The organism is Paenibacillus oleatilyticus (genome assembly GCF_018998565.1).
Taxonomy (GTDB): Bacteria; Bacillota; Bacilli; order Paenibacillales; family NBRC-103111; genus Paenibacillus_G; species Paenibacillus_G oleatilyticus.
Map to the genome: position 1 here is coordinate 1 of NZ_JAHNZO010000168.1, position 350 is coordinate 350.

Here is a 350-nt window from a genome sequence, read left to right on the forward strand (position 1 = left end):
GGACCATTGATCGATCCAATGGGCTAAGAGATAGGCAACCCAGGCTAGAACCAACCAGCGGTAAACACCAATTCGAGTCGATTGCCCAAACCGATGGAGACCGAAGCGATGTTTGATGGTCTTGAAAAAGCCCTCAATGGCCCAGCGTCGGCGTCCAAGTCGGACGAGATAGACACCGGAATAGGGATACGTAGAGACCACAAAGCGCAACTCTCGCTTGCCATCGGCGCGTTTGAGCCAAAACCAGGAAACGGTGAGTGGGTAGGCGATGCCGTCTAAATAGACTTGCTGCCCACGGTTGCCGGTGCGGTAAAGCTGTTTGAGGTGGCGACCATCGGCCAGTTTACGGT

At 54.6% G+C, this 350-nt stretch carries 1 protein-coding gene; it reads right to left on the minus strand.

The window, feature by feature from the left end:
- Window positions 1–350 (minus strand): transposase (locus tag KQX66_RS36800; RefSeq protein ID WP_216798443.1); only part of this gene is annotated, 350 nt, incomplete at both ends.